Here is a 6,000-nt window from a genome sequence, read left to right as displayed (position 1 = left end):
ACAGATTAATGGATTACACAGATTTTCTTTCATCTTTGCTTCTCCATCACCCATCATACCTTTTCCATATTACATCTTTTCTCGCTTCGCGGGTGATTGCATAGATTATTTTGTTGTTATAATGTTTTAAGGCTGAAAGGTTTTAGGCATCCAAAACGTTACAACATTTCAATATTCAAACTTTGCAGCTCTCCCTACTTCCATCGCCCATTGTACATCTTCCATTTTACACATTTCTCTGCCTGATGGCTTCATATAAAATTACCCCGGCAGCTACTGAAACATTAAGCGACTCGATTTTACCCGCCATTGGTATTTTAGCCAGGTGATCGGCCACACGTAAAAGTTCGTTGGAAATTCCTTCATCTTCCGAGCCCATTACAATTGCGGTTGGCATCGTATAATCAGGAGCGTAAATAAAATCATTTGTTTTTTCGGTACAGGCAACTACCTGTAAACCGCTTTCCTGTAAAAACATACAGGTTTTATGCAGATTGGCATGGCGACAGATCGGAATACTAAATAAAGCACCGGCAGATGTTTTGATGGCATCGGCATTAATCTGTGCCGCATTTTTTAAGGGTACTACAATGGCATGTACACCTACACAAGCGGCCGTACGGGCAATTGCACCCATATTACGTACATCAGTTACACTATCCAGAACCAAAATTAACGGCACCTCTCCTTTTTCAAAAATTGTTGGTATGATATCCTCAATATTTTGATAGGTGATCGGCGAAATCACTGCAATTACACCCTGATGGTTTTTCTGCGACATCCGATTTAGCTTTTCAACAGGAACCGAGTTTAAAGGAATCAGGGTATCTTTTAACAGCGCTTTTAATTCCAAGAACAATTCGCCGCCCAAACCGCGTTGCTGATAAATGGTTTCAATATCTCTTCCTGCTTTAACGGCTTCTATTACGGCCCTGATGCCAAATATAAACTCATTACTCTCTTTTGCGCGTTGTGGTCTTCTAAAATTATCCATGTTTTGAAATTGTTAGGCAAAAGTATTCAAATAAATGTTTTAGCCCTAATCTATATCTTCCTTATTAACATTTAATTGTTCAAAAAAAATTATGATTGATCAAAAGCCCTCATAATTTAATCTGGTTAAAGTTCAATTTGTTAACAACATGTAGGAACTAATTCAAACAATCCGCTCAACTTTTGTTTACTTTTGTGCTATGAGTATCGATAATGAACAAGGCGGAAAGAACAGTATGACTGCTAGAAAAAGCAGGTTAAGTAATACAATCAGTTCACAGGGAAAAATTCCCCCGCAGGCATTAGACCTGGAGGAAGCCGTTTTAGGTGCGTTAATGCTCGAAAAAGACGCACTTTCTGCCGTAATCGATGTTTTAAAACCGGAAGTATTCTATAACGATGCGCATCAGAAGATTTTTGAGGCCATCCATATTTTATTCCAGAAATCGAAACCGGTAGATATTTTAACCGTAACTGCCGAACTTCGTACCTTAGGGTCGTTAGAAATGGTTGGCGGTGCCTATTACATTACACATTTAACCAACCGTGTTGCATCGGCAGCAAATATAGAATTTCACGCCAGGATTATATCACAGAAATATATCCAGCGCGAACTGATCAGGATCTCAACTGAAATTATTACCAATGCTTACGAAGATACAACTGATATTTTCGATTTATTGGACCAGGCCGAAAAAGGACTTTTCGAAATCGCCCAGAATAACCTTCGTAGAGATACGCAGAAAATGGACGATATTATTAAACAATCGCTGGCAACACTCGAAGAACTTCGTACCAAAACTGATGGTTTAACAGGTGTGCCAACAGGTTTTACAGGATTAGACAGGATTACCGGTGGCTGGCAAAAACAGGATCTGGTAATTATCGCAGCTCGTCCGGCGATGGGAAAAACAGCATTCGTACTAACCTGTGCACGTAATGCCACGGTCGATTTTGCAAAGCCAACAGTAGTATTCTCACTCGAGATGTCGTCTGTACAGTTGGTTAACCGTCTGATTTCCGGAGAAGCCGAAATTGAGCAGGAGAAAATCAGAAAAGGAAACTTACAGGAATGGGAATGGCAACAGCTGCACAGTAAAATCGGTCGCTTAACCGAAGCCCCCCTTTTGATAGATGATACGCCTGCATTGAATATATTTGAATTTAGGGCGAAATGCCGTAGGTTAAAATCTCAGTACGATATCCAATTGGTAATTGTCGATTACTTGCAGTTAATGCATGGTAAGGGCGAAGGAAAGGGTGGTGGTAACCGTGAGCAGGAAATCGGTAGTATTTCGAGGGCTTTAAAATCAGTGGCAAAAGAGCTTGATGTTCCTGTACTGGCCCTATCGCAGTTAAGTCGTGCGGTTGAGAGCAGACCGGGTTTACAGGGAAAAAGGCCAATGTTATCCGATTTACGTGAGTCGGGATCAATTGAGCAGGATGCGGATATGGTACTGTTCTTATACCGTCCTGAATATTATGGTATTACTGAAGATGAACAGGGAAGATCGCAGGCCGGTATCGGTGAGGTAATCATTGCAAAACACCGTAATGGTGAAACCGGAATCGTACCGCTTAAATTCGTGGGTAAATTTGTTAAATTCCAGGATCTTGAAGATGACTTTAATGCACCGCCAAATTCGTTCGCTGCTGATCCTTCTGCCGGAATGTATCCATCACAGGATTTTGAAAAACAGAGCAACGTAATTATCCGTCCTTCCAAAATGGACGACTACAATGATGACGATCCACCGTTTTAATAAAAATAGATTTATAATAAAAAATGTCCCGATTTTCATCGGGACATTTTTTATTTAATTGAATTTCCTACAAACCGTAAAGCAGGCCTACGTTTACACCCGATCTTCCAGACCTAACCCTATATCCCTGGTTTTGCTTAAACATATCAGTTATACCCGATTGGCCATCAACTTCGAACATTACCCTTAATTTACTTGTTAACGGTACCTTCACTCCAATACCTAAATCAATTCCAATGTCTCTATTATGGATAAATTCTTTTAAATCGGTGTTAAACTTTGTTTCTGTAGCATTTAACAAAATGCCAAAATAAGGTCCAAAATTTAAGTACCAGTTCCTTTTTTTACCAAAATGCCAGTTGGCCATTATTGGAATGGTAAGGTAGTTAATGTGATAATCGGTAACAAAACTCTGCCCGTTGTCCAAATTGGTTAAATAGCCATTGTCCCAGCCTTTTTGATCATAACCGATTTTAGCCTTAATACTCCACCTGTCTGAAAAGAAATAGTCACCTATCGCGGTTACGTTAAAGCCGTTTCTGAAATCATTACTGGTTTGGTTATTCGCAGATACCGTAGCCGCGTTGTAGCCTACATGTAATCCTACTTCAAAACTGTTTTTTTCCTGGGCATGGGCAGTTACCCCCAAGCCGCTTAATAATAGAAGCGTTAATAGTTTCCTCATAAATTTATCTGATTTTAAAATTTTGCCGAAGATATAACTAAATCTTCTTTATTAAAAAATCAGCTAAGGAATATTAAAAAATGTATGCAAGCAGGATTCCGGCCAATACAATAACCGGCGGACTTACTTTTGTAAAATTAAGCAACAAAAAAGTAGCCACCATTATCCCTAAAAACAGCCAGTTTAAACCCATCGGAATCAATAAAAGAACAAATGCAGCGATGATAAAACCTACGCTTACCGCATTGATACCTGAAAGACTATGGCGGATCCTCGAAATCTTTTTCAGGTCATCCCAAAACGGCACGATAAACAGCACGAGGATCAATCCGGGTAAATTTATACCGATTACGCCGATCAATCCGCCTAAAATCTGCCCCCAAAGCCCATAACCAAAATTCTTCATGCTTAAGGCACCAAGATAACTGGTAAAAGAAAATGTAGGTCCGGGCAAAGCCTGTTGCAATGCAAAACCGGATAAGAAACCTGATGATGGCAAATAATGCTTCATCTCCACAAACTCGGTAAACATTAAAGGTACAAGCACCTGTCCGCCACCAAAAACAAGGATTCCGTTACGGTAAAAGTTTTCCAGTAAACGAATAGGCAAACTAAATGGCGAAGTTCTATTGATAATGGCTCCAACTAATGCAAATAAGAGTAATGCGCCTAAAAAGTAGATCAGTTTTTTAGGGTTGATATTCGAAAAAAGTTTAACCCGCAACTCTGTTTCTTCCCTTGGTGTTTCGATAGCGGATGAAATCATCCCGCCAATTAAAATCGACAGCGGAAAAACATAAGCATTTCTTAAAACCAGCGTGATAATTACCGAGGAAATGGCCAAAAATACAGAAACCTGTGATGATAATACCTTTCTTCCCAGTTTCCAGGCACCGTAAGCAACAATTCCCAATGCTATGGGCTGGATATATTCCAGGATATCATTAAACTTCTGTTTCTGATCCAGCAGTGCATAACTAATGGCCGCAAAAGTCATAATTGCGGCAGTGGGTAAAATCCAGATCAGAAAAGTAATTATGGCCAGTTTTAATTTACCAACTTTCCAGGCTATGCCCACCAATGTTTGCGTAGATGCCGGCCCCGGCAATACCTGCGCAAGTGCATTAAGCTCCAGAAGCTCCTCTTCTGAGATAAACTTCGTACTCTGCACAAAATACTTGAGCAATAAAGCCAGGTGTGCCTGTGCACCGCCAAAAGAGGTGAACGTAAAAAAGATTACATTACGGATAAACAGCCACTGTCTTTTTGCAGCGATGGGTTTGGTTTGCATTAATCTAAACTGATAACTGTAATTTACAAACTGTCAATTGATAACTGTTAACTGAAAACTGGATTAATCATCTTCATAGTCTAATCCTGCTGCCGAATTATAAGCGCCCTGCAATTCAGAAAAAGCATGCATATCGCGTTTATTCCGCGCAACCTGCATTCCTTTCTGGTAAGTTTCGATTGCTTTCTCTTTTTCTCCGTCTTTTTCCTGCAGCTTGCCCAAATGATAATAAGTTCCTACATAATCGGGGTGTTTATCCGTTAACTGAAGGTAAAAAGAATAAGCTTTTTCTTTATCATTTAGGTTGTTATACTCTGTGGCTAAGGCATATAGTATAAACGGATCGTTAGGATCGCTTTCCAAAAATTCCAATAACTTACTTAATCGGGTAGATGACATTTTATTTCCTTGCTTTTTTAATTAAATTTGCAGAAAGACCTATATAATAATAATATCATATATGGACAGATCGGCAACGAACAATTTTAGTTCCAGATCGTTCATTAAATAAAAACCACTATTAAAATATGAAAATATTAGTTTGTATCAGTAACGTGCCAGACACGACGACAAAAATAACTTTTACTAATGATAATACCGAATTCAATACAGCTGGTGTGCAATATATTGTTAACCCGTATGATGAAATCGCGTTATCAAGGGCTATTGAGCTAACAGAAGGCGGTAAAGGAACTGTGACGGTAATTAATGTAGGTGAAGCAGCTAACGATCCAACCATCAGAAAAGCATTGGCAATTGGAGCCGACGATGCGGTACGCGTTAATGCAGCACCGCGTGATGCTTATTTTGTAGCCAAACAGATTGCTGAATATGCAAAAGACAAAGATTTTGATATCATTTTAACCGGTCGCGAATCCATTGATTATAATGGTAACCAGGTTGCGGCAATGGTTGGTGAGTTTTTGGATATTCCATCGGTATCAATCATCAAAAAATTAAACATCGAAGGCGATACAGCAACAATTGAAAGGGAAATTGAAGGCGGTAAAGAAGTACTAACGGTTTCGGGTAAATTTATTGCCAGCTGCGCAGAAGGTGTGGCCGAACCAAAAATCCCTAATATGCGTGGTATTATGAGCGCAAGGACAAAACCTTTAGCTGTAGTAGATGCAGTAGCTATTGAAGAAGTAAGCAAAGTAACTAAATATGAAACCCCTGCCCCACGTGGTACGGTTAAGTTAATTCCTGCCGATCAAACTGAGCAATTGATCAGCTTGTTACATAGCGAAGCTAAGGTAATTTAGTTG

General features: G+C 39.5%; 6 protein-coding genes. 2 read left to right on the top strand and 4 right to left on the bottom strand.

Annotation, left to right across the window (positions count from 1 at the left end; genetic code table 11):
- Positions 1-226: 226 nt before the first annotated feature.
- Entirely contained in the window at positions 227-994 is a 768-nt protein-coding gene (rlmB, locus tag B2V92_RS17700) for a 23S rRNA (guanosine(2251)-2'-O)-methyltransferase RlmB (protein ID WP_293310611.1), read from the bottom strand.
- Positions 995-1,193: 199 nt separating this feature from the next.
- On the opposite strand from rlmB, the gene dnaB reads away from it, so the two are divergent.
- Positions 1,194-2,756: a replicative DNA helicase gene (gene dnaB / locus B2V92_RS17695; protein ID WP_293310609.1), complete on the top strand. Its 1,563-nt coding sequence runs from the start codon at positions 1,194-1,196 to the stop codon at positions 2,754-2,756.
- 67 nt (positions 2,757-2,823) lie between these two features.
- Here the strand turns inward: dnaB and B2V92_RS17690 are convergent, their stop codons facing one another.
- The 3 genes from B2V92_RS17690 to B2V92_RS17680 form a co-directional block, all read right to left on the bottom strand.
- Positions 2,824-3,441 carry a porin family protein gene (locus tag B2V92_RS17690; RefSeq protein WP_293310607.1) on the bottom strand — a complete coding sequence of 206 codons (618 nt, stop codon included), beginning with the start codon at positions 3,439-3,441 and terminating at the stop codon, positions 2,824-2,826.
- Between the two features lie 73 nt (positions 3,442-3,514).
- The gene (gene chrA / locus B2V92_RS17685) at positions 3,515-4,732 is read right to left on the bottom strand and encodes a chromate efflux transporter (RefSeq protein WP_293310605.1); all 1,218 of its coding nucleotides are present in this window, start codon (positions 4,730-4,732) and stop codon (positions 3,515-3,517) included.
- Positions 4,733-4,795: 63 nt separating this feature from the next.
- Positions 4,796-5,131, bottom strand: a complete 336-nt coding sequence (locus B2V92_RS17680; RefSeq protein WP_293310603.1) for a tetratricopeptide repeat protein — start codon at positions 5,129-5,131, stop codon at positions 4,796-4,798.
- A 128-nt stretch (positions 5,132-5,259) separates the two neighbouring features.
- Between B2V92_RS17680 and B2V92_RS17675 the strand changes: the two genes are divergently transcribed.
- Positions 5,260-5,997 (top strand): electron transfer flavoprotein subunit beta/FixA family protein, encoded by a 738-nt coding sequence (locus tag B2V92_RS17675; protein ID WP_293310601.1) that lies wholly within the window; start codon positions 5,260-5,262, stop codon positions 5,995-5,997.
- The last annotated feature ends 3 nt before the right edge of the window (positions 5,998-6,000 follow it).

Origin of the sequence: Pedobacter sp. UBA5917 (genome assembly GCF_002432345.1) — a bacterium.
GTDB lineage: Bacteria > Bacteroidota > Bacteroidia > Sphingobacteriales > Sphingobacteriaceae > Pedobacter.
This window is presented reverse-complemented; position numbering and strand designations above follow the sequence as displayed.